The sequence below is a fragment of the Mesorhizobium sp. B264B1B genome (assembly GCF_020165765.1).
Taxonomy (GTDB): domain Bacteria; phylum Pseudomonadota; class Alphaproteobacteria; order Rhizobiales; family Rhizobiaceae; genus Mesorhizobium.
The window spans coordinates 75,537-98,088 of sequence record NZ_JAIUIS010000019.1 but is presented as its reverse complement, the minus strand read 5'-3'; the positions used below and the strand labels follow the sequence as shown (position 1 = coordinate 98,088).

The window sequence follows — 22,552 nt, the reverse complement described above, 5'->3', positions numbered from 1 at the left end:
TCTGTCCTGCCGGACATCTCCCCCGCGCCGCAACGCCCTTGCTCAGCTTCGCTCGCCTGCTGCGCCGCTACGGCTTCGCTATTGCCCCGGAACAAGTCTCCCGTTTCATGCAGGCCGTGACCCTGCTGGGGCCGCGCTCGATGGCGGACATCCGTGAGGCGGCCCTGGCCACACTAGCGCCGCCGCCTGACCGCCGCGACGAATTCGAAGCGCATTTCCAGAGCCATTTCTATGGCAACGCGTCAGCTGTGATCGAAGGCGATGCAGACGAGGAAACGCGCATCAAGGATGATGGCGGTGCCGACGACGAACGGATCGAGGCCGAGCAGAAACAGGAAGGCGGCGAGTTGTCTTCCGCCCTGGAGCAGTTGAGCTCGCGCGACTTCCAGCGCGACGACGACAGTCTGACCGCGTTTCGCCGAAAGCTGTCATCGGCCCTGCCCGCCCGATGTTCCTTCCGCACCGTGCGTACCCATTCGCGCGGCAAGCTCGACCTGCGCCGCTCGCTCAGGGAAATCGTCGGCGCAGATGGCGATGTCCCCTCGCCGCTGCTGCGCCGCCGCCAGACCGTGCCGCGCAAACTGCTGCTCTTGATCGATGTCTCCGGCTCGATGAAGCTGCACACCGCCGACTATCTCAAGCTGGCGCATGCCGCCGTCCAGGGCGCGGACCGCGCCGAGATCTTTACCTTCGGCACGCGGCTCACCCGCATCACCTCGGCATTGCGTATCCGCGACCGCGATCAGGCGCTGGCGCGCGCGGCGGCCCAGGTCAACGATTGGGATGGCGGCACCCGCATGGGACCGACCCTGCTGGCATTCCTCTCGGTGCCGCGCTTTTCGTCGTTCACGCGCGGCGCCGCGGTCGTCATTCTCTCCGACGCGCTGGAGCGCGGCGACCATGCCGAACTGGAGATTGCCATGCGCAGGCTTAGCGCCCGCGCCTTCCGGCTGTCGCTGGCGACCCCGCTGGCCGGCGATCCGCGCTTCCAGCCGGCGACAGCGGCGCTGCGCGCCATCCTGCCCGACCTCGACGATCTGGTCGACGGCTCGTCGCTGGCCGGCCTCACCGATTTCATCCTGTCGCTCGCACGCCCCGCCCCGGCGGCCGCGACCATCTGGAAAAGGGTATCGTGATGCAGAAAGCCATCGACGCGCATTTCCACATCTGGCGCCAGAAGGACCAACCATGGCTGGTCGGCCCGATGGTGCCGCGCATCTTCGGCCCTTACGAACCGATCCGCCGCGACTATCCGATCGATGAATTTTTGGCCGACCAAAAAGGTTCGGGCGTCGAAAAAGCCGTCTATGTCCAGACCAATTGGGCCAAGGAGGATTTCGAGAAGGAGGTCGCCTTCCTGCAGAAGACCGCTGACGAGACCGGCTGGCCGCACGCCATCGTCGGCTATGCCGACATGACGGTGGACGATGTCAGGCCGCAGATCGACCGGTTGATGAAATACAGGCTGCTGCGCGGCGTGCGCATGCAACTGCACTGGCACGAGATCCCGGCCTTCCGCTTCGCCGCCTCGGCCGACCAGGTGATCGACCCCAAGGTCCGCGCCAACGTCGCGCGGCTGAAGGATTACGGCCTGTCCTTCGACCTGCAGCTCTTCCCCGCCCAGATGAAGGACGGGCTGACGCTGGTCGGCGAAAACCCGGAGACGAATTTCATCCTGACCCACGCCGGCATGCTGACCGGCATGGAACCGGAAACCACCGAAGCCTGGAAGGCCGGCCTGCGCACACTGTCGGCGGCGCCCAATCTCTACGCCAAGCTGTCTGGCCTCGGCACCTTCGTTCACCGCAACGACCCGGCGCTGATCGCCTACATCATCGACAATGCGATCGATATTCTTGGCAGCGACCATCTGATGTTCGGCTCGAACTTCCCGATCGAGAAGCTCTGGACCGGCCACGCCGAACTGATCAAGGCGCACCGCGATGCGGTGGAGAAGCATGGCACGGCGGCGGAAGCCGACATTTTCTGGAACGCGGCGGAGAAGGTTTACAGGCCGGTGTAGCGCGTCTTTCCTCACTTCACCTCGAACTGTGGATCGACCGGGATCTGCATTGCCGTCACCAGATGGTTGGTCTGTCCCGCCAACCCGATGATCGACACCAGTTCGCCATGCTGTGCGTCTGTCATGCCCTTGGCGCGCGCCGCCGCGGTGTGCGAATGGACGCAATAGGAGCAGCCATTGGCGGTCGACACCGCGATGTAGATCATCTCCTTGGTCAACGGATCGATCGCACTGTCTGCAACCATCACCGCCTTGAGCTGTTCCCAGATACGCTTCAGCGCCGCAGGATCATTGGCCAGCCCGCGCCAGAAATTATTGACGAAATCGGATTTGCGCGTCGCGCGGATGTCGTCGAACACCGCCTTTAAGGCCGGGATTTTCTCCACCTCGGCATCGCTCAGGAGTCTGGTGGTGGCCATGGTGTTTCCTTTCGTTTTTTCAATGCCGAACGTTTGAATCGGACGCTGAACAGCCGCCGCCAATCCATTCACTTCATTCGCCTATTCGCCTTTTGCGACGCAAACAGCACCGCGAGGGTGTGTCGAGATTCAGGTCAGGCCGAGTCGAAAACGACGGGTTCCGAGAACCGGAGCGGAGCGTACTTGAAGTACGTGAGCGCCGGAAGCGCAGGAAGTCGGCGTTTGCAGGCCGGCCTCACCTGAATACCGACACACTCTCTAATGCACCGCCGCATACATAATCTTCTCCTCCGTCGCCTCGGCCGGCGAAAACTCCTCGACGATACGGCCCTGGCGGCAGACCAGGATCCGGTCGGACAGGTTCATGATCTCCGGCAGGTAGGACGAGATGACGACGACGGCCAGACCCTGGTCGGCCAGCCGGTTGATGATCTGGTGGATCTCGGCGATGGCGCCGACATCGACGCCGCGCGTCGGCTCATCGAAGATGACGACGCGCGGCTTCTGCACCAGCCCCTTGCCGATCACCACCTTCTGCTGGTTGCCGCCGGAAAGCTCGACCACGCGCGCATTGTCGTTGATCGCCCTGATGTTCAGCGTCTTGGTCCATTCGGCGGAGAGCGCGCGCATCTCCTGCTGATTGATCACCCAGCCTTTTTCGCGGCCGGCCGCCAGCAGCCCGCCGAACAGGTTCTCGGCAATGCCCATCGTCTCGAAAATACCTTCGCTCTTGCGGTCCTCCGTGACGTAGACGATGCCGTCGGCCACCGCTTCGCTCGGCACGAGATAGCGCACCGGCCTGTCGTCCAGCTCGATCGCCCCGCCGCGCAGGAAATCGCGTTTGTAAATGCCGGACACGATCTTGAACGTCTCGGTGCGGCCGGAGCCGATCAGCCCGAAGACGCCGGTGATCTGGCCTTCGAAGATCGAGAACGAATTGTTGCGCACGACATTGCTCATTGAGATATCCTGCACCGACAGCACTTTCTTGCCCGCCTTGCGCAGCTTGGCCTCGTCGCGCTGGCGATAGATCTGCCCCGATAGCGTGCGCCCGACCATGGCGGCAACGATCCGGTCGCGATCGAAGGCCGACGTGTCGTCGGTGATGACCAACTCGCCATCGCGCAGGATGGTGATGCGGTCGGCAATCAGCAGCGCCTCCTCCAACGCATGGCTGATGAAGACGATGGAGACGCCGCGCGCCTTGAGCCGCCGAATCAGCGCGAAGAAGTGCCGCTTCTCCTCCGGCGTCAACGTCGCGGTCGGCTCGTCGAAGATAATGATCTCGGCATTGTGGTGCACGGCGCGCGCGATCTCGACCATCTGGCGCTTGGCCGCGCCAAGCGTCGCCACCATGGCGTTCGGGTCGACCGGAAAATTCAGCGACTGCAGGAACTGCTGCGCCGAAATGTAGGTGCCGCGCAGCCGGTTGAGGAATTTCTCGGTGCCGAGATAGAGGTTCTGCGCCACCGTCATCGACGGCACCAGGCTGGTCTCCTGGAACACCATTGCGATGCCCGCCTCGAGCGCCGCATGCGGCGAGGCGTAAGCGATCTCGCGTCCCTTGTGGAACATCTTGCCCGAACTGGCGTCGACCACTCCGGCGATGATCTTGGTCAGCGTCGACTTGCCGGCGCCGTTTTCGCCGAGCAGCGCGTGGATCTCGCCCTTGCGCAATTCGAAGCTGACATTCTTGACCGCGGGCACGCCGCGATAATTTTTGGTGACATTCTCCAGGCGCACGATTGGTTCCATCAAAACCCCCCGGCATCGACAGCCAACACGCAGTCGCCGCCCTTCGAGGCGACGAACAGTTCGCCATCTTTTTCAACCACGCTGCAAATGCCGTGACGTATGCCGTTGGCGCGGCTGTGCAGGCTGAACCGAGGCTGCATCTTCTGGTCGAGCCTGACCACCAGACCGTAGGAGCGGCTCGGCGACCAGGGCTTGTGGATGCCCATCGTGCGGATGCCGCCGCATTGCAGCGGTTCGAGGAAGCTGCGGCTTGAGGCCAGAGCCGGTGCGATCCAATAGGCCGGCGGCACCTGCTCGATCATGTCCTGACGGTAATGCGTCTCCTGCAGCACGAATTCGATCAGCCGGTTGCGCGGCGCAAACAGGGTCAGCCAGGCGCCGCCATCGGCTGCCGGCGACAGCCGCGCGGGATAGCCGGGCAGATGGGTCAACACCGTTGAGCGGCTGCCGCTTGCCGCCTCGAAGCGGATGAGCTGATGGCGCCAGCTCTCGCTCACCAGCACATCCCTGCCGATGGGATGGAGCCCATAGGGAAAGGCGATGGCGCCGGCCACCTTGCGGAAGGTCCCGCCTGCCGCATCCTGCTTCCAAAGCGATCCGGACGTGCCTTTCTTCATCAGGTCGGCCGCCCATTGTGATGGTGCGAATTCGGCCGAACCATTGGCCAGCCACAGAGCGCCGTCACCGGGATAGGCGAGCGCGGTGATGCAGCTGACACCAGCCGGTAGCGAAACATCCCTACCGCCGACCAGGAGCCTGCCGCTTTCCAATCCGACCGTCAGCTCACCCGATGGCGAGAACGCCAGCGCGGTAACGGTGGACGCAAAGGTCTCGACCAACTTGGGCGCGGTACCGGCGGCAATCGAATAGACGGCGTTGCCGCTGGAAGCGAGCAGCTTGTCGCCAGAGATCAGCAGATTGTCCGGCTCGGTCAGTTCGGCAAACGCCGGCGCATCGTCAAGCTGCGTGTTGGGTCGGAAAGCGCCATCCAGCGGCGGGATCGTCACCGCCTTGCCGCGAAATAAATCCAGGATGGGATCGAGGATCATCGCTTTGCTCCCCAATAGGAAGCCGGGCTGGTCCAATTCGGGTCGGCGCCAGCAATCTTGTAGCGGCCGATGCGGTTGTTGAGGATGCCGCCGACGAAGAGATATCCCTTGTGCTCGCGCATCGAGGTGACCATCGGATGCGCGCTGCCGGTAAGGTCGCCCAACGCCTCGACGATGTCGCCCTTCTCCGTGAATTTCACCACGCCGCCGGTGTTGATGTTGGGGAACAGCCATTCGTCCTGCGGCAGCCGGCGTGTCATGCGCTTGCGCATGTCGGGGTGGCGCAGCGAGAGATCAAAACTCGGGGTGCGCATGCCGAGCCACGCCATCCAGTAATTGCCGTCGGAAGCGCGGTTGATGTTGTCGGGGTAGCCCGGCATGTCCCGGATGACGCATTCGGCGGTGCCGGCCTTCGGCCCTTCCAGCCAGTAGCGATGCACGCGGCAGGCCCAGCTCTCGGCGAAGAACAGCGACTTGCCGTCATGCGCCATGCACACGCCGTTGGTGTAGCGGTAGCCGTCGAGCAGCGTCCTGGTCGATCCGTCCTTCGGGTCATAGACCAGAAGACGGCCGGTGGCGCGGTTCTCGATCGAATCCAGCGCCCAGTCATGCGCGTCATAGCGCTTGGTCGAGTCGGTGAAATAGATGCGGCCGTCCGGTGCTATGTCGCAGTCGTTGGGATCGCGCAGCCGTGCGTCGTCGACGACCGATGTCCAGGAGCGCGACGTTTCGGCCGACAGGCGTTTGACCTCACGATCGGGCGAGACGGAATAGAGCCCCATGGCGCCGACACAACTGATCAGATTGCCTGATTTGTCGAAGGCAAGGCCGAGCGGAAAGCCGCCGATATGAGCGAACACTTCCGACTTCACATAGCCCGGCGCGAAGAAGCGGACGATCTCGCCATGGCGCGTGCCGCAATAGAGGTGGTCGTCACGGTCGAGAATGACATCTTCCGGTCCTTCCAGTTCGCCGAGCCCGATATGGTCGGCGCCCGACAGCCTGTCGTCGAGTTCGTAGGATGTGCCGGAGCCGGGCGCCGCCGACTGCGTCTCGCCCATCCTGAGATAGACCGGCGCGACATAGACCTCGTTCAGCACCTTGTGGCGGTTCTTCAGCCAGCGGATGTCGATCGTCACCGCCACCGCCAGCATGATGCCCAGCACCATCTGGTTGGTGCCGGTGCCGTAGCCCAGCCTGATCAGGCCGTTGGTCATGGTCAAAACGATGATGGCGCCCATCAGCCCCTTGATCACCGAGCCGCGCCCGCCTCCGAGGCTGACACCGCCGACCACCGCCGCGGTCAGCGCCATGATCTCGAGGTTGAGGCCGGTGCCCGGCCCTGCTCCGCTCAGCCGGCAAGCTATGAGGAAGCCGCCGATCGAGGCGCAGAAGCCTGAGAAGACATAAGTCATGAACACGGTGCGGCGCACACGGATGCCGGCATTGTGGGCAGAGCGCCGGGAGCCGCCAACCGCCAGCACATGCCAGCCGGGCCGCGAGCGCGTCAGCGCGATATGAGTGACGATGGCGAGGATAATGGCCAACCACACCGAGACCGACAGGCCCCAGAAGGTGCCGTCGCCGATGAAGTCGAGCACATCGGAGGTGGCTTGGGACAGCTGCACATCGGCGGCATAGGTGGTGACCAGGATGTCGAACAGCGCCCGCCCGAAAATGAAGGTCACCAGCGTGGTGAGGAAGGCGCGCAGCCTGAGGTATCCGACGAGATAGCCGTTGACGGCGCCGAAGACGAGGCCGGCGGCAAGCGAAGCGGCCAGCGCCAGCCAGATCGACTGTTCGAGGATGAAGAAGACATAGACGGCCGAAAAGCAGGACAGCGCAAAGATCGAGCCGACCGACAGGTCGATGCCGCCGCCAAGCATCACCACCGTCATGCCGGTGACGACCATCGAGAATTCACCGAGCTGGCGGGTCGATTCCTGCAGCGAGGTCAGTTTGAAGAAGCCCGGAATGATCGAACCGAACACGCCGAGTGTTGCCACCAGTGCCAGGAAGGGAATGGCATTGTCGGTCCAGCGCTTGGTCAGTATCTCGCCGACCAGATGGTCGGGCACGAGATTGTAGCGCCAGGCCTGGAGGCGTTCGCGAAAGGACATCAGGTCACTGCTATTGCGAGAGAAGAGAAAAAGGTGGCCGGGTAATCGCTCCGGAGCAATTCTCAACTTCGCCGCTGCCCCTCATCCGCCTGCCGGCACCTTCTCCCCGTGAAGAACGGGGAGAAGGGATAGGCTCCAGCGTCGACACCCCCCTCTCCCCGTTTTCACGAAGAGAGGGTAAGGTGAGGGGCAGCGCCGAGGTTGGAGATTGTCCACGTACAACCCGGCCGCCATGTTGATATCAGGCGTAAACTCGCGACCTACTTCGCCGCAGCTTCCGCTTGCAGCGCCTTCAGGTCCCAGCAGCTGTCGGGCTTGAGGTCGGCCTTGGTCGTCGCCTTCTCCAGCGTGTAGATGTAGGTGTGCGACGTGCCGGCCGGCTGGCCGCTCTGCAGCAGGAACTTTATGATGGCGTTCATGTCCCCCGACTGCCGGGCAAGGTCGGTCATGACAACCGCGCCATAAGTGCCGTCCTGCAGCTTGTCGCAGTCGGCCGCCTTTTCGCCGCCTCCGGTGGTGACCAGGAAAACCTTGCCCTCGAGCTTGGCATCACGGATCGCGGCCGACGCGCCAGTAGCATCACCATCCCAGAAGTCGATGATCGAGCAGATGTCGGGGTTCTGCTGCAGCATCGTCGTCGTGACATTGCGCGAGGTGGTCGCATCCCAGTTGGAGTCGGGCTTGGCCACGACCTGAAACTCGGGATGCTTTTCCAGTACCTTCATGATGCCGGCGTACTGATAAAGGCTGGAGGAGTTCGCTTGATCGCCCTGCACAAGGCCGATCTTTTTGGACGAGTTCTCGCCGCAGCCCTTGATCGCGGCTTCCGCCTCGAGTTGGCCGAGCCGGTCCCAATCGCTGCCGACAAAGGCATCGGCCGGGAAATTGGCGGGATTGTCGACCAGGATCACGTAGGTGCCGGCTGCCTGCGCCTTCTTCATCAGCTTGGAGTAGGAATTGAGGTCGGGCGCGTGGATGATCAGCACGTCAGGCCTGGTGTCGGAGGAGATGGCATCGGTGATCGCCTGCGCGCCGGCATCGACGACCCAGTTCGGATCGCGCGTCTCGAACGTGCCGCCCCAGGCCTCGACTTCGGTCTTCAGATAGTGCGCCCAGCCCTGCGCCAGGTCGAAGCCCATCGCCAGCGGCACCAGCATGACGCGTTTGCTCTTGAGTGCCTGCGCATAGGCAGCGGGGCCCGGATCGTCGGCAGCGAAGCTCGGCGCCACGAACGCGGTGACCGCAAGCGCCGCCGCGGCGGCCATCAATGTTTTGATCAGTTTCATGTCACATCCTCTGGTTGGTCGTTGTTATTTACGGCCGGCCCCAACCGTCCGCTTTGGTTTAGTCTTCCTGTTTGAGCATGATCTTTTCCGAAAAGTTCCCACTTTTCGGGATCATGCTCTAGATGTCGCCCTGCTGCGCCGTCTGTTCGTCACGCGGATTGATGATGCCGTCGACGATGATGGCACCGAGCAGGATCGCCGCCTTGATCAGGTTTTGGTAGAGCAGCGGAATGTCGATGATGGTCATCGCATTGAGCAGGATGCCGATCAGCGCCGCTCCGACCAGCACGTTTCGCACCCCGCCTCGTCCGCCCGAAAGCCCGATGCCCCCGATCACCGCCACCAGCACGATGTCGTAGAGCAGCGTCGAGTTGACGACGCGGGTGTTGATCGAATGCAGGCTGGCCGCTGTCAGCAGGCCGGCGATCAGCGCCACGAAGGCGGAAAGCACATAGCGCAGCACCAGCATCGGCCGCACTGGAATACCGATGTTGCGCGCGGCGACCGGATTATCGCCGGCGAAATAGATGTAGCGGCCCCATTTGGTGTAGCGCAGGAACAGGAAGAACAGGAAAGCCAGTGCAGCGAAGACGAACACCTCGATGGGAATGTCGAGGAAGCGCAGGCCGCCAAGCAGTTCCACCCAATGGCCCTGCGGCACCGGAACCGCATCCTGCGTGATCAGTTGCGAGCGCACATAGCCGAAGACGAAGGAGCCGGTGGCAAGCGTCACGAAGATCGCCGGCACGTCGGCGTAAGCGACGAGAAAGCCGTTGAGCAGGCCGATGGCGAGCACGCCGGCCAGCACATAGGCGAAGGCGAGCCCGTCAGGCGTTCCTGAATTCATCAATTGCAGATACCAGGCGACCGACATCGCCATGATCGCCACCGCCGAGAGGTCGATGCCACGGCCAATGATGACGACCGCCATGCCCAATGCCAATATGCCCAGTACCGAGACCGAACGAACGATGGCAACGAGATTGTTCGGAGCGATGAAGCCCGGCAGGCCTATGGCCGCGGCAATGAACAGCATCACCGCTATGGCAAAGACAATACCTTCCTGGTTCAGGCTCTTGAAACTCGGCCGACCGATCGCGTTCATTGTCTGTCTTCACCCCGGCGGCCGCGCGGCCGCCCCTGGGAAGAAAGCTAATCGGCTCAACGTCGGTTCGTCAAATGAATCCGCGTTCAAAACACGGACTGCCGACGAGACTCGCGATGTGGACGCATTGATTGCTGATGCTGGCGCAATGCCCGGAAACTTCAGCACTTTTGGCAATTGTTTGCGCCATCCCTGCGTCTTGCGCAAGCACGACACCAAGGCGCAAGGCGAAGATGGAATTTAACCCTGCGGTGGATGGGAAAATTCGATTTCAGTTCCCGGCCATGTGGCCGGAAACCTCGGCGCCGGCGGTCCTCGGCAACACCAGGAAACGGAACGACGCCACCAGCCCGATAACGCCGATCACCAGAAAGGTGACTCGAAAATCGACGAGGTCCAGCGCCGGCTGGGCCCTGGTGATCTGCGACAGGTTGAGGATCGCCGCAGCTATCGCCACACCGAACAGCATTGCCACCTGCTGCAGCATCGAGGACAGCGTCGCCGCCGAGCTGCGCTGCGCCGCGGCGACATCGGCGAAGGCCAGCGTGTTCAGCGCCGTGAACTGCATGGAACGCGACAGGCCGGCGATCAGCATCAGCCCCACCACGAGCGCCTGCGGCGTCTGCGGCGAGATCGCCGCGCAGGCCATGATCGATGCGGACGCAATGACGCCGTTGACGACCATCACCGAACGAAAGCCGAAGTGGCGCAGCATCGGCGTCGTCACCGTCTTCATCCCGAGATTGCCGAGGAAATAGGCCAGGATCATCATGCCGGCATCGACCGGACTCATGCCAAAGCCGACCTGGAACAAAAGCGGCAGCAGGAACGGCGTGGCGTTGATCGCGACGCGGAATATGGTGCCGGCCGCAAGCGTCGAGATGGCGAAGGTCAGCACCTTGAACGAGGACAGGTCGAGCAGCGGATGGGGCGCGCGCCGGAGATGCCGCACCGCCAACCAGCCGATGACGATCCCTGCCGCGACCAGCAGCACCGTCGGCAGCACGCCGTCGTCGGGATGCGCGATACGCTCGAGGCCGCAGAGAAGGCAAGCAAGTCCCGCCGATGTCAGGAAGAAACCCGGCCAGTCGAGTGGCTTGGGATCGGCTTCACGGTCACCGGGGATGAAGCGGGCGACCAGCGCCAGCCCGATCAGCCCAAGCGGGATGTTGATGAAGAAATTCCAGTGCCAGGAGAGATAGGTGGTGATGAAACCGCCAAGCACCGGACCAACGACAGGCGCGAACAGCGCCGGCCAGGTGATGAGCGCGGTTGCGTTGAGCAGTTCCGATTTTGACGCGTTGCGCAGCACCAGGATGCGGCCGACCGGCGTCATCAATGCGCTGCCCAGCCCTTGCGCGGCGCGCGCCGCGACGAACTCGGTGAGATTCTCGGAGAAGCCGCAGGCGAGCGAAGCCAGCGTGAACAGTGCGATCGCCATCAGGAAGATGTTGCGCGCGCCGAACCGGTCGGCGAGCCAGCCCGACAGCGGCACGAACACCGCCATGGTCAGCATATAGATGGTGATGCCGATGCTCATCGCCACCGCCGGCACGCCGAAGGAGGCGCCCATCTGCGGCAGCGACGTCGAGATGATCGTCGAATCCAAGAGCTGCATGAAGAAGGCAATGGCGACGATCAGCGCCACACGCCGCGAACTGCTGGCTGGGTCGGCTAAAACTTCAGTCTCGGGGATGGCAGTCATGACGGACCGCTTTGAACAGCATTTGGCCGGCGACGTCCAGGCAAGGGCCAACAAACTTTCGTGTCGCGGCGCGGCCTGTTATGGATGAACGGGGCGGCCGAGGAACGCGCACGCATGAAGACCGGCCTGGTGGCACAAGGCAACGGCCAGACGGTGATCGAGCCGCGCGTTCATCTAGAGCCTGATCCCTCTTTCCACGGCCATTTCAATGTCTTGCGCGGCTACGTGGCGCCGCTCGATGCGGCGGGCGTGAAGATCGTTGGCGACTATGTCGATAACTACCTGCACGGCCTGCCCTCCGAATTCGGCATCCTCAATCTGTTCGATCCGCGCACCGGCGCGCCGCGCGCCATCCTAGACGCCACCGTTATCACCGACATGCGCACCGGCGCCGTCACCGCGATCGGCGCCAGGCATCTGGCGCGCAGGAATTCGAAGGTGCTTGCCCATATCGGCGCGCGCGGCACGGCCTACTGGAACGTGCGGCTGCTCGACCACCTCTTCGACTTCGACGAGATCCGTGTCCATTCGCGCCGGCCGGAAAGCCGCGACGGCTTTGCCGCCAGGCTCTCCACCGATCTCGGCAAGCCGGTCAAGGCGGTGGCCGATTGGCAAAGTTGCGTCGAGGGCGCCGACATCGTCGTCGAGGCCTCGCGGCTGCCGGAACCGCAGCCGCTGCTGAAGACCGAGTGGATCAAGCGTGGCGCGCTGGTCCTGCCCTACGGCACGATGAGCGCGGTCGAAATACCTGTCGCCGGTCGGCGGCGCATCGGCCGGCTTCGTGCCGCTGCAGAAGGCGGTAACATCGATCCTGGCCGCCATCCGCCACAAGGCCAATCCGGTGATGCTCGATTTCCTGCCCGTCTCCTAGGACCTCGAGGACCATGCCACGCAAACGCCTCTGGCCGTTTCGAAATGCGCCGCCATGATCGCACTGTGGCGCCGGTTGATCGCCTTCGAACTGATGGCGGCCGCCCAGGCCGTCGACCTGCGCGACGGGCAGACGCTGGCGCCGCGCATAGCCGCTATCCATACGGCGATACGCGCGCTGGTGCCGGCGCTGAAGGAGGATCGGCCGCTCGGCATCGAAGCCGAAGCGCTGCATACAGCGCTTGCCAGCGACAGATGGCAGCCGACCTTAGCCCCGACCGACCTTGTCCAGGAACAGGCGTAGCTCGGCCGGGTCCATGTGCACCACATGCCTGTCCTCGGGATAGACGCCGCTGTTGACGTCGGCGACATATTCGGAGAATGCAGCCACCCGCTCCGCCTGCAACCGATCATATTCAGCGGCGAAGTTGCGATAGACCTTGGAGTGTCGTGGCATGTGGCCCCGATTCTGCCCGAGGATATCTTCGGCGAACAGATATTGCGCGTCGCAACCGGTGCCCGCGCCCATCGACAGCATGATCAGCGAGGTACGCTCGGAGATCGCCTTGGCGACCTCGACCGGCACCACTTCGATTTCGGCGCCGATGGCGCCGGCGGCCTCGAGCTGTTTCACCGCTTCGAACACCTGCATGGCGGCGCCGGCGGTCTTGCCTACCGCCTTGAAGCCGCCGGTCCACGTCGCGCGGGATGGAATGAGGCCGACATGGCCGATGACGGGGATGGCATCGTCCGCCATGCGCTTGATGGTGGCGTAGCCCGCGCTGCAATAGACCGCGTCGGCGCCGGCCTTGTAGAGCCGGAAAGCCCAACGCAGGAAATCATCCGATGTGCCGATTTCGTAGAAATTGTCTCCCGGCATGGTGAACAGGCTCGGTGCCGCATCGCGGTATTGCGGGTTGAGCACGAGTTCCGGCGGCACGGAGACGATATCGACCCCTGCCCGCTCGGCAGCTTCCGCTTCGTCCAGGGTCAGCACGCGCAGCATGGTCAGCTGACGCTTGCCTTTCATGGCGCGCAGGTCGGCGACGGTCGGTCTCTTTCGGCTCATTAAACGTTCCTCTTTTGCTTGCCGCGGTGCCGGATCGGTGTGCCGCGCTTCAGATCTCGATCATCACCTTGCCAGCTTCGATCTTCACCGGATAGGTCGCAAGATTGACGCAGACCGGCGCGCCCTTGGCCTGGCCGGTCTTATAGTTGAAGCGGCCATTGTGCTTGGGACATTCGATGATGTCGTCCATCACCAGCCCGTCGGCGAGATGTGCCTTCTCATGCGTGCAGAAACCGTCGGTGGCGAAGAATTCATTGTCCGGGGAGCGATAGATCGCGAAGGTTCGGCCACCGTGGTCGAAGCGGATGACATCCTCTTCCTCGACATCGTCCACCGCACACGCTTCAATCCAATCGACCATCTCTGTCTCCCGCAAGCATTCGCGATCCTTATTCAGCCGCCGCCGACATGTCGAACTCATGGAATTCGCCGCGATAGGGCCTGGCCGTCGGCGGCAGCTCGCGCTTGAGGTAGTAGTCCTCGTATTTCAGCTGCCTGAGCAGGACCGGCCAGACCTCGCGATAGGCATGCCACATCGACGGGTTCGGCACGGGCAGGTCGTGCTTGATCAGCTCATGCAGCCTGGGCAGCGCATGATAGGGCACCATCGGGAACATGTGGTGCTCCACATGATAGTTCATGTTCCAGTAGATGAACCGGCTGATCGGGTTCATGTAGACGGTGCGCGTGTTGAGCCGGTGGTCGACGACATTGTCGGCCAGCCCGATATGCTGCAGCAGGCCGGTGGTCACCATGTGCCAGGTGCCGTAGAGGCGCGGCAACCCAATCAGCACCACCGGTATCCATGACCTGAGGACGACCGCGACAGCGATCGTCGCAATGTACACGGCAACATGCCACCGCGCGGCCGTCACGGCCTTTGCCCATTCCATTTCCGGAACATAGCTCTTTTCCTCGTCGGACAGCTTGCCGAACGCCTGGCGCACGAGCGTCGGCAGCGAGTAGCGGAAATCGAGGATGCCGGTGAAGGCCAACGCCGCCTTCAACAGGTCCGGCGGCCGCATGACGGCGATCTCGGCATCGCGGCCGACGATGATGGTGTCGGTGTGGTGGCGGGCATGGCTCCAGCGCCACTGCACTGGATTGCGCATCAGCATGAAGGAGGCGATGTGGTACACGACATCGTTCATCCAGCGCGTGCGGAAGGCCGTGCCATGGCCGCATTCGTGCCAGCGCGAGTCGCTAGACGAGCCGTAGAGCACGCCGTAGATGAATAGGAACGGCACCACCCACCATGAGCCCCAGAACCATATGATGCCGGCGGCCGAGGCCAGGATCGCAACAATCCAGATGATGGTGTCGCGGATCGCCGGCCCGTCGGAACGCTGCATCAGCTCCTTCATCACCTTGCGGGGGACATCGGTGTGGTACCATTCGGCGGAGGCCAGGCCGGTCTCGATCGCGGCTCTGGTGCTTTCACCGACCAGGCTGTAATCCCGCTTTTTTGCCATCGTCTTCACACGGGCCTCCAAACTTCTCGCACCGCTCGCAATCCGGTCCGCCGGCCGGAGGGCTTGCTTTGAATACATGTCGCGCTCATGCCGGGCCCGCCAGTCTCCGGAAATTGCCGGAAGGCCGAGGATAATCCTGTTCGGGCTGGCGGGCGATCGCCGCAATCCTGGCTTCGGCGCCGGCGATCGCTTCCCTGCCGTCCAGGACCCGGAACACGGCATCGTAGGCGCGGCCTTCGTCATGCTCCAGCCAGATCATCTCGCCGCGTTCGCGCGCGGCGAGATCGCCGAGCACATGATGCGTCGATGGCTCGATGCCCAGCGCATAGTGTCCGGCCTGGAAATTCTGCCATTGATAGGCGCAAGGCAGCTGGTCTTTCCGCGTCACCATTTCGAAGCCGAGGCCGAGCCGGTCGTTGACCACCGCCACTGGTACCTCGCCCTTTCCATCGGCGTCCATTTCATGCTGCCAGACCTGTTCGCTGAACCCCATTCGCGGTTCCGGCACGGTGCGGTAGCCGACCTTCTGCGCCTCATAGCGCTCGCCGGCATGGCCGGCCCACACCACGTCGCGGATTGGCGCGAGGTAGCGTGAGCCCTCGTCAAGCAGGGGATGACTGACATTCACATGGTAGAAATACATATGCGGCGTGCGATTGAAGCCATGGTTCACGACGCGGTCGGACAGCCGGATCTCGTTGCCGCCGACATCCGCCTCGATCCGCCGGATCAGATGCAGATCCTCGCCGAATACCGCCGATTGCTGGACGATGCCTTCGGCCCACAGCACGCAGCGGTCGCCGTCCCACGCCTCACCGTAGCCGGTCAGCCGCGCCGGGATGGTGCCGACACGGCCATGCAGCGAATGGATCACGGTCTTCTTGCCGGGATAGTTGTAGTTCTCGGCCGGCACCTCTTCCCGACCCAGTATATGGTCGAGGCCGCAGGTGACCAGCAAACCGGAAAAGGAGCGCGCCCAGGCCAGCCCCCCTTCCCCCTCATAGTCGTGAAGACCGGGGTTGCGAAAACCGCCCGGCGAGTGCCAGCCGATCGCCTGGCCCTTGAAGTCGCAATCGGCGATGTCGAGCGCGCGGTCGACGAGTGCGGTGAAGCGCAGGCCGGAGCCGGTGCGGAACTCCAGCATGCGGACACCGCGCTCCACCCCGTCGCCGAGCGTCATCAGCCGCACGCCGGCGAACTGCGACAGCATGCCGGAGCGTTCCGAGACCTGCCGGCGCGAGAGCGTCTTGCCGTAAAGCTCTACCATGCCGTCACTGCGCCCTCTTCATCAGAGCCGACAGGTCGGCGCCGGTGATGATGCTTTCCACGGTCAGCAGATCGGTATCGGCGACCGTCTGCTCGGCAACGATCTCGCCGCGGCGCATGACGATGATGCGGTCGGCAACCTCGAACACGTGATGGATGTTGTGGGTGATGAGCAGCACCGAATGGCCGGCCTGACGCATCTCCTTGACGAAGCGCAGCACGCCATGGGTTTCCTCGACGCCGAGATTGTTGGTCGGCTCGTCGAGGATGATCACCTTGGCGGCGAACTGCATGGCCCGCGAAATGGCGATCGACTGGCGCTCGCCGCCCGACAGCGTTGAGACCAGCGCGTCGGCGTCGAGTTTCTTCGAGATGCCGACGCGCTTCAGCAGGGAGGAGGCAGCATCGCGCAGCTTGGCGAGATCGAGCGGCGCAAACACGCCCAACCATTTGAAATTGACCGGTTCGCGGCCGAGGAAGAGGTTGCGCGCGATACTGAGATCCGGCGCCAGCGACGTATCCTGGTGGATGGTCTCGATGCCGAGATCCATCGCGTCGCGCGTCGAGCGGATCGAAACCTTCTGCCCGCGCACATAGATGTCACCGCGATCGACCGGGAAGACGCCGGAGATCGCCTTGATCAGCGTCGATTTGCCGGCGCCATTGTCGCCGAGCAGGGCCACTATCTCGCCTTCTCTCAGCGTCAGCGAGGCATTCTTCAGCGCGCGCACGCTGCCGAAGGATTTTTGCAGGTTCTGCAGCCGAAGCACTTCTTGCATCATAGTCAGCTCCTTGCCGCGTTTTTCTGCAGCAAAGCATGCAGGATGAGCATGGCGAGGATGATCACGCCGACGAAGATGTTGTAGGCGAGGCCGGGCACGCCGACGAGCACGATGCCGTTACGGATGGCGCGCAGCATCAGCGCGCCGACGATGGTGCCCAGGATGGTGCCGCGTCCGCCGGTCAGCGCCGTGCCGCCAACCACCACCATGGCGATCACTTCGAGCTCATAGCCTGTGCCGGCCACCGGCGAAGCGGCCGAAATACGAAAGGCGCTGATCATGCCGGCAAGCCCGGCCAGCACCGAGGTGGCGATGAACAGCCATATCTTGACGGCGTCCGCCGGCACGCCGCGGGCCACTGCCGCGTTGCGGTTGGAACCGATGGCGCTGATCCAGTTGCCGAGCTTGGCATAGCGCAGGACGTAGATTGCCAGCAACGACAGGCCGACGAACCACCACAGCGAGGTGTAGAAGCGGAACGAGCCGATATTGAAGCTGCCGGCAAGCAGCGTCACGAAGAAGCCAGGCTGGTCCCACGACTTCAGCGGGAAACCCTGCGTGATGTAGAGGGCCGCGCCGCGCACGATCAGCAGCATGGACAGGGTCACCAGGAATGACGAGATGCCGATCTTGGTGACGATCACCCCATTGATCGCCCCAATCGCGATGCACAGTAAAAGTCCAGCCAGAAGGGCGACGCCGATATCCACCCCGCCGTTCTGCACCAGAAGCATCACGACCACTGGCGCCAGGCCGAATACGGCACCGACCGACAGGTCGAACTCGCCGGCCGTCAGAAGCAGCGTCATGCCGAGCGCGATGATGCCGAGCTCGGGCAGGAACGCCATCATGTTGGAGATGTTGAGCGGCGACAGGAAATTGCCGTCCGCGATCGCGAATACCACGAGAAGGACGACGAGGATGATGAACGAGGAAAATTGCGGCGAGCGCATCAGCCTCGACCTGCTCCTGGCGCTTGCTGCGCCCTCTTCCGCGGTGACTGCCATGACGTTCTGAACCATGCTGTTTGCAGGCGCCCGCCGCCGGCGCGGCGGGCGTCCATTTTCACTTCTTGTCGTAGAGTTTGAGGATCGGCTCGACGCTCGACGCGTCGTAGAGACCGAAAGTGTGGATGTCGTAGCCGATTGGCTCGCCCGAGGCGGCAAGCCCGAGCAGTGCTACCGGCATGAAGCCCTGCGCCGATGGGTACTGCCAGGCCGCAGCGTTGACGAAACCGTCCTGGACGGCTTGCGCCGTCTCCTTCGAATTGCCCCAGCCGACGACCGGGATTTTGCCTGCCGGCACGCCGGCGCCGTCGAAGACCCGCTTGACGCTGGCCGCCACGGAATCGCCGAGCGCGATGATCGCCGGCGGATTGTTGGCAACCATATAGTCGGTCATCTTGGCGATGATGCCGGCCGGATCGGTGCCGCAATCGACCACGTCATATTTGATGCCGAGCGGATCGAAGACGCTGGCGATGCCTTCGGTCTCGAGCTGCTGGTAGCTTGCGCCGGGGACTTCGACCGGCAGAAAGACCTTGTCACCCTGCTTCACCATTTTGTGGTCGACAAGATACTTTGCCCAGATCGTGCCGGCCTCCTTCAGGTCGGCGCCGACATAGGCCTGCCGCCCCGTCGCCGGATCGTCGGTGTTGAAGAACACGATCGGGATGCCGGCGGCCTTCGCCGCCTTGACCTCCTCGGTCCACAGGCCAGGCTGCGCCGAGGTGGTGGCGATGCCATCGGGCTTGGCGGCAAGCGCGGAATTGAAGGCTTCCTTCTGCGCCGCCATGTCGCCGCCGCTGAAGGAGATCTTGCAGGTCACCTTGAGCTGGTCGCAGGCCTTTGTGGCGCCGGCGTTCCAGTCGATCCAGAACGCATCCGACGGGCCGCCATGCGACAGTAGATAAAAGGTCTTCTGGCCGTCCTGTGCCTGCGCGGCCGACCCGAACGCGATGCCGGCAAGCACAGTCGCGGCGGCCGCCAATTTCAATGCAAATTTCAACATTGCTTTCCTCCTTGTTTGGAGCCGTGCCGCCATGCACAGGCGGCGCGGCCGGCCGTCACAGGCCGTTGGCGCGGAACTTCCCGTCGAGGAATGTCTTGGCGCGCGGCACGTCGTCTTCCGACAGGTGCTCGATGATGACCGGAATGTTCGGGTGCTTCTCGGCAAGCCGCTGAAGATAAAGGTCGTAGTTGAGCGAGCCGAGGCCGGGCGCCGGCAGTTCGATCTCGCCGACGCCGCGGAAGGTGTGGCTTTCCATGGCATCCTCATCGCCGATGTCGGCGTGCTTTTCCGACTTGTCGCTGCCCGAGCGCTTGACGTCCTTGGCATGCGCTATCTTGATTTTGTCCGTCAACGTGTCGAACACCTGGTTCAGGATCTGGTCCATCCTGTCGATGTTGTGCGTCTCGAAGTAGTTGGTCGGGTCCATCAAGAGGCCCAGGCCGGGATGGTCGACCTGCGCGAACATCTTGACCGTTTCCTCGACCGAGCCGACGACGTTGTTGACATAGGTTTCGAGCAGGAAGACCGCGCCATGGTCATAGGCGGTTTGCGCAAGATCAGCGATCACCTTGCGGCATTCCTCGAACCCCTCCTCGGTCTTGTTCTTGGGGTGGTGCACCCAGTCGGATTCGGTGTTGTAGGTGCCGGTTTCCGAGATCACGTAGGGCGAGCCGAAATGGCGGGCGTTGCGGATGATTTCCTTGAGGTAGCCGACGCGCTTGTCGCGCTCTGCCTTGTCGGGATGGATGATGTTGGTGTAGCCCGACACGCAGCAGACCGGCAGGTTGTGGTCGCGGAAGACATCGCGCACGGTCTTGGCCTTGTCTTTGGTGATCTGCCCGGCCGACAGGTCGATATCCCTGAAATGCAGATCGAGCTGCACCGTGTTGAAACCGAGCCCGCGGATCTTCTTCGCCGTCTCTTCGAGGCCGTACGGGAAATAGCCCGTGAAAATACCTGCCTGCATCATGGTGTGAATTCCTCCCTGTAAGCGATTCAGTTACCAGTGATTTCAATTGATCGGGTTTGTCGAGATTTCGGAAAGCTTGACCGTGCGGCCCGAAGCGATCGAGCGGTAACCCGCCTCTACCAGCGCCATGGTCTTGACGTTGTCGGCGACGGAAAGCGCCGGTGGCGTGCCTGTCTTCACCGCGTGCTGGAGTTGTTCCATCACGCCGATGAAAGCATGCGGGAACCACATCGTGTCCCAGCTTGGGCTCACCCACTCGCCATCCGTCGTCTCGGCCGAGGCATAGGTGAGCGTGGAGGCCGCACCGGTCGGCCAGCCGATCGTGCCCTTGGCGACGCCCTTGGTGCCGTCGACGCGCCAGTTGATGTGCTGGTCGTCCTTGTAGCCTTCCTGGCGTGGGCCGGACCAGACATCCTCGAGCGACACGGCAAGCACGCCGGACGGGAAGCGCAGCGTCGAGACGGTGATGCCGTCGGTGTGTTCGAAAGTCGTGCGCGGATCCTTGCGCGTCAGCGTGGTGATCTCATCGGGATCGCCGAACAGGAAACGCAGCACGTCGAGATGATGCACGCTCATATTGGCAAGCGTCAGCCGGTCGTACTCCTCGAGGAAGCCTTGCCAGTGCGGGATCGCATGCATGTCGATCTGCGCGAAGACGACGTCGCCGAGCGCGCCGCTGTCGATGATCTGCTTCAGCACGCGCATCGACTGGTCGTAGCGCATGTTCTGGTTGACCGAGAGGATCTTGCCAGCCTTCGCCGCCTCGTCGCGCAGCTTCACCGCTTCCTCGACCGACAGCGCCAGCGGCTTCTGCGCCAGGATCGCCTTGATGTGCTTCTGCTCCAGCGCGTGGCGGATCAGCGCCGGCTGCTGGTCCGGTGGGAAAGCCAGGTCGATGATCTCGACTTGCGGATCCTCGATCAGTCGTTCCGGCGTGTCGTGGACGGTCGGAATGCCCCAGCGCGTGGCGACCTTCTGCGCATTCGCCCTTGTGCGCGAAGCGATCGCCACGACAGGAAAGCCTGCTTCCTTATAGGCCGCGAGATGGCATTCGGCCATGATCATGCCGGCGCCGACGCAGCCGATCTTGAATTCCCTGGTGCGAACCTTCACGTCCGGCTCGAAGCCTTTGCCTGCCATCTCTTCCTCCCAGAATCTGTCTTCGCGGCCGTCGTCATCTCGCCAACGCGCTTCCAGATGCTAGCAACCGGAGCCGCGGCATGCGGATCGGATCAGGCATTGGAATTCCTCCCTCAGGGCCAATGTTTCCTCCACAGCCCATGAGGGATATTGACGGCAGTCACGGAAGGCTGTCAACATCATAAATAATCAAAACACCTCATAACATCGCAACAAGGCAGGGAAATGCGTCATACGGAGATCCATCTAGCGCTCATGATGCCTCGATTTGATGGGAAATCTATTTTCCCATGCCGACGCGATCCTGCCGGGCGATCTGATTTAGCCTGGCTGCTTGCGCATCGGCCAAGGCCGGATACATCATTTCCCATCAGAATCGCGGATGGCGAAGAGCAGTCGCCACCCGGCCGGCGGTCGGCATTGCGTGATCCTGATGCATTGAGGAGATGAAAGACGGTGCGTTCCACCCTGACTGACATAGCCCGGGAAGCCGGCGTTTCCGCCGCCACCGTCGACCGTGTTCTCAACAACCGTCCGGGGGTGCGGGCGCGCACGCGCGAAATCGTGCTCGAAATGGCGCAGCGTCTTGGCTACATCGCCGAAGGCGCGAACGGGGCACCTCTCAAGCCCTTGTCCGGCGATGTCATCCGGCTCGACTTCGCGCTGCCGGCCGGCACCAATTCCTTCATCAAGATGCTGCATCGCCACATCGAAACCCAAGCTTTGGCGCGGCCGGATCTCGATGTCCATATCGCCACCATAGAGGGCTTCAATCCCGACCGGCTCGCACGCCTTTTGCAGGATCTGCGCGGCCAGACGCAGGGCGTTGGCGTCATCGCGCTCGACCATCCAACGGTGCGCGAGGCGATCCGCTCGCTGTCGGCCAACGACGTCAAGGTGGTGACCATCGCCTCCGACATTCTGCATGTGCCAAGGGTCGCGTATATCGGCATCGACAACCGCGCCGCCGGGCGCCTGGCCGGCTATCTGCTCAACCGTTTCATGGGCTCGGAACGTCCTGGCAAGGTGGCGCTGTTCGCCGGCTCGCTCTCCTATCGCGGCCATGAGGAACGCGAGATGGGATTCCGGCACATATTGGCCGAGGAATCGCCCAATCTGGAGATTGTCGAAATGCGCGAGATGCTTGACGACCGCGAAAAGGCCTATTCGGAGGCATCAGCCCTTCTGGAGCGGCACCCCGACCTGGCCGCGATCTACAATGTCGGCGCGGGCAACACCGGCATTGCCCGCGCGCTCAAGGAGCGCGGCCGTGCGATATCGATGGTTTTCCTCGGCCATGAGGTAACCGAAGGCACCAAGGAGCTTCTGCTCGACGGCACGCTCGACGCGGTCATCGACCAGAACCCGCGCGTCGAAGCGCGCGAAGCGCTCAACACCTTGACCCATGCGGTCCGGAGACTGCCTTACGAATTGCACCAGCCGAGGCTCCAGGTGATCTTCAAGGAGAACATCCCGGAGATCTAACACTCTCTGAAATGGAGCGGCGCCGG

Annotated in this window: 19 protein-coding genes and 2 pseudogenes; 5 read left to right on the top strand and 16 right to left on the bottom strand. The window is 63.0% G+C overall.

Features of this window, described 5'->3' with window-relative positions:
- Positions 1-59 precede the first annotated feature (59 nt).
- Both LB547_RS28740 and LB547_RS28735 read left to right on the top strand, forming a co-directional pair.
- Complete coding sequence (locus LB547_RS28740) at positions 60-1,136, top strand: vWA domain-containing protein (RefSeq protein WP_181177975.1); 1,077 nt, start codon at positions 60-62, stop codon at positions 1,134-1,136.
- Positions 1,136-2,023 carry an amidohydrolase family protein gene (locus LB547_RS28735; protein WP_181167664.1) on the top strand — a complete coding sequence of 296 codons (888 nt, stop codon included), beginning with the start codon at positions 1,136-1,138 and terminating at the stop codon, positions 2,021-2,023. Before LB547_RS28740 ends, LB547_RS28735 begins: the two co-directional genes overlap by 1 nt.
- An 11-nt stretch (positions 2,024-2,034) precedes the next feature.
- Here the strand turns inward: LB547_RS28735 and LB547_RS28730 are convergent, their stop codons facing one another.
- From LB547_RS28730 to LB547_RS28700, 7 genes are all read right to left on the bottom strand, one after another.
- Positions 2,035-2,442 carry a carboxymuconolactone decarboxylase family protein gene (locus LB547_RS28730; RefSeq protein ID WP_140499869.1) on the bottom strand — a complete coding sequence of 136 codons (408 nt, stop codon included), beginning with the start codon at positions 2,440-2,442 and terminating at the stop codon, positions 2,035-2,037.
- 258 nt (positions 2,443-2,700) lie between these two features.
- Complete coding sequence (locus LB547_RS28725; protein ID WP_140567554.1) at positions 2,701-4,197, bottom strand: sugar ABC transporter ATP-binding protein; 1,497 nt, start codon at positions 4,195-4,197, stop codon at positions 2,701-2,703.
- Complete coding sequence (locus LB547_RS28720) at positions 4,197-5,246, bottom strand: hypothetical protein (protein WP_140759872.1); 1,050 nt, start codon at positions 5,244-5,246, stop codon at positions 4,197-4,199. The genes LB547_RS28725 and LB547_RS28720 overlap by 1 nt, the downstream gene beginning before the upstream one ends.
- Positions 5,243-7,366 carry an ABC transporter permease gene (locus tag LB547_RS28715; protein ID WP_140651072.1) on the bottom strand — a complete coding sequence of 708 codons (2,124 nt, stop codon included), beginning with the start codon at positions 7,364-7,366 and terminating at the stop codon, positions 5,243-5,245. Before LB547_RS28715 ends, LB547_RS28720 begins: the two co-directional genes overlap by 4 nt.
- A gap of 260 nt (positions 7,367-7,626) precedes the next feature.
- Positions 7,627-8,652 (bottom strand): sugar ABC transporter substrate-binding protein, encoded by a 1,026-nt coding sequence (locus tag LB547_RS28710; protein WP_140567564.1) that lies wholly within the window; start codon positions 8,650-8,652, stop codon positions 7,627-7,629.
- A 118-nt stretch (positions 8,653-8,770) separates the two neighbouring features.
- Positions 8,771-9,757: an ABC transporter permease gene (locus LB547_RS28705; RefSeq protein ID WP_140499878.1), complete on the bottom strand. Its 987-nt coding sequence runs from the start codon at positions 9,755-9,757 to the stop codon at positions 8,771-8,773.
- Between the two features lie 271 nt (positions 9,758-10,028).
- Positions 10,029-11,462, bottom strand: coding sequence for a DHA2 family efflux MFS transporter permease subunit (locus LB547_RS28700; protein WP_140499879.1), 1,434 nt, complete (start codon positions 11,460-11,462; stop codon positions 10,029-10,031).
- Positions 11,463-11,588: 126 nt separating this feature from the next.
- Between LB547_RS28700 and LB547_RS28695 the strand changes: the two are divergent.
- Together LB547_RS28695 and LB547_RS28690 are read left to right on the top strand one after the other, a co-directional pair.
- A pseudogene (locus tag LB547_RS28695) lies at positions 11,589-12,206 on the top strand (ornithine cyclodeaminase family protein); the annotation flags it as partial.
- A pseudogene (locus tag LB547_RS28690) lies at positions 12,205-12,636 on the top strand (aromatic amino acid lyase); the annotation flags it as partial. The pseudogenes LB547_RS28695 and LB547_RS28690, both read left to right, overlap by 2 nt.
- Here LB547_RS28690 and LB547_RS28685 read toward each other — a convergent pair.
- The 9 genes from LB547_RS28685 to LB547_RS28645 form a co-directional block, all read right to left on the bottom strand.
- Entirely contained in the window at positions 12,601-13,401 is an 801-nt protein-coding gene (locus LB547_RS28685) for a 3-methyl-2-oxobutanoate hydroxymethyltransferase (RefSeq protein ID WP_140557936.1), read from the bottom strand. The pseudogene LB547_RS28690 and the gene LB547_RS28685 overlap by 36 nt on opposite strands.
- Before the next feature lie 49 nt (positions 13,402-13,450).
- Positions 13,451-13,762: a MocE family 2Fe-2S type ferredoxin gene (locus tag LB547_RS28680; RefSeq protein WP_140515869.1), complete on the bottom strand. Its 312-nt coding sequence runs from the start codon at positions 13,760-13,762 to the stop codon at positions 13,451-13,453.
- Positions 13,763-13,790: 28 nt separating this feature from the next.
- Positions 13,791-14,873 carry a fatty acid desaturase family protein gene (locus tag LB547_RS28675; protein WP_140500160.1) on the bottom strand — a complete coding sequence of 361 codons (1,083 nt, stop codon included), beginning with the start codon at positions 14,871-14,873 and terminating at the stop codon, positions 13,791-13,793.
- An 85-nt stretch (positions 14,874-14,958) separates the two neighbouring features.
- Positions 14,959-16,140 carry an aldose 1-epimerase family protein gene (locus tag LB547_RS28670; RefSeq protein WP_140499885.1) on the bottom strand — a complete coding sequence of 394 codons (1,182 nt, stop codon included), beginning with the start codon at positions 16,138-16,140 and terminating at the stop codon, positions 14,959-14,961.
- Positions 16,141-16,144: 4 nt separating this feature from the next.
- Positions 16,145-16,921 (bottom strand): ATP-binding cassette domain-containing protein, encoded by a 777-nt coding sequence (locus LB547_RS28665; protein ID WP_140499887.1) that lies wholly within the window; start codon positions 16,919-16,921, stop codon positions 16,145-16,147.
- 2 nt (positions 16,922-16,923) lie between these two features.
- Entirely contained in the window at positions 16,924-17,928 is a 1,005-nt protein-coding gene (locus tag LB547_RS28660) for an ABC transporter permease (RefSeq protein ID WP_140500161.1), read from the bottom strand.
- Between the two features lie 58 nt (positions 17,929-17,986).
- A complete protein-coding gene (locus LB547_RS28655; RefSeq protein WP_140499889.1) occupies positions 17,987-18,931 on the bottom strand; it encodes a substrate-binding domain-containing protein in 945 nt (314 codons plus the stop codon).
- A 55-nt stretch (positions 18,932-18,986) separates the two neighbouring features.
- Positions 18,987-19,901, bottom strand: a complete 915-nt coding sequence (locus tag LB547_RS28650) for a sugar phosphate isomerase/epimerase family protein (protein WP_140567567.1) — start codon at positions 19,899-19,901, stop codon at positions 18,987-18,989.
- 42 nt (positions 19,902-19,943) lie between these two features.
- Positions 19,944-21,041, bottom strand: coding sequence for a Gfo/Idh/MocA family protein (locus LB547_RS28645; RefSeq protein WP_140499892.1), 1,098 nt, complete (start codon positions 21,039-21,041; stop codon positions 19,944-19,946).
- A 456-nt stretch (positions 21,042-21,497) separates the two neighbouring features.
- Here LB547_RS28645 and LB547_RS28640 point away from each other — a divergent pair, with 456 nt between their 5' ends.
- Positions 21,498-22,526 (top strand): LacI family DNA-binding transcriptional regulator, encoded by a 1,029-nt coding sequence (locus LB547_RS28640; RefSeq protein WP_140759867.1) that lies wholly within the window; start codon positions 21,498-21,500, stop codon positions 22,524-22,526.
- Positions 22,527-22,552 lie beyond the last annotated feature (26 nt).